This is a genomic window from Serratia sp. HMSC15F11, assembly GCF_001808215.1.
GTDB lineage: Bacteria > Pseudomonadota > Gammaproteobacteria > Enterobacterales > Enterobacteriaceae > Serratia > Serratia nevei.
The window spans coordinates 1-973 of the sequence record NZ_KV792407.1 but is presented as its reverse complement, the minus strand read 5'-3'; the positions used below and the strand labels follow the sequence as shown (position 1 = coordinate 973).

1 protein-coding gene and 1 pseudogene are annotated in these 973 nt (G+C 60.9%); both read left to right on the top strand.

What is annotated here, in order from left to right:
• A pseudogene (locus HMPREF3138_RS06800) lies at positions 1-438 on the top strand (paraquat-inducible protein B); the annotation flags it as partial.
• The coding region (pqiC, locus tag HMPREF3138_RS06795; protein WP_038874496.1) for a membrane integrity-associated transporter subunit PqiC at positions 435-973 on the top strand (539 nt) is incomplete at its 3' end. The pseudogene HMPREF3138_RS06800 and the gene pqiC, both read left to right, overlap by 4 nt.

Sequence of the window (973 nt, the reverse complement as noted above, 5' to 3'; positions counted from 1 at the left end):
TTCGGTTATCCGCTGATGCCGACCACCAGCGGCGGGCTGGCGCAGATCCAGCAGAAACTGATGCAGACGCTGGACAAGATCAACGCGATGCCGATCAATCCGATGCTCAACGAAGCGACCAAGACGCTGGCGGAAAGTCAGAAAACCATGAAGTCGACGCAGCAGACCATGAAGTCGCTGAACGACATCATCGCCAGCAAAGAGATGCAGGCGCTGCCGCAGGACATGCAAAAAACGCTGCTGGAGCTGAACCGCAGCATGAAAGGGTTCCAGCCAGGTTCACCGGCTTACAACAAGATGGTGGGCGATATGCAGCGCCTCGACCAGGTGTTGCGTGAGCTGCAACCGGTGCTGCGCACCCTGAATGAGAAGAGCAACGCGCTGGTGTTTGAAGCCGCCGGCAGCACTGACCCTCAGCCGAAGAAGGCCACGAAATGATGAAATGGATCCCGGTAGCCCTGGCGCTGTTGCTCAGCGCTTGCAGCAGTTCGCCACAGAAGACCTACTATCAGTTGCCGGCGCTGGGGGCGCCGGCCGCGGCCGGCAGCAGCGGCGCTTCCACGCGCCAGCTGTGGCTGGAGCACGTGAGCGTGGCGGATTATCTGGCGCAGAGCGGCGTAGTGTATCAAACCAACGACGTGCAGTATGTGATTGCGCAGAACAACCTGTGGGCCAGCCCGCTTGACCAGCAGCTGCAGCAAACGCTGGTCACCAACCTGAGTAGCGCGCTGCCGGGCTGGGTGGTTTCTTCGCAGCCGATGAGCAGCGATCAGGATGTGCTGAACGTGACCATCAGCGGTTTCCATGGCCGCTTTGACGGCAAGGCGATCGTTCGCGGCGAGTGGGTGCTGAACCGCCAGGGGCGCTTGATCAAACGGCCTTTCAGCCTGGAGTTGAAACAGGGTGAGGACGGCTATGATGCCCTGGTGCGCACGCTGGCGCAGGGCTGGCAGCAGGAAGCTCAGGCTATCGC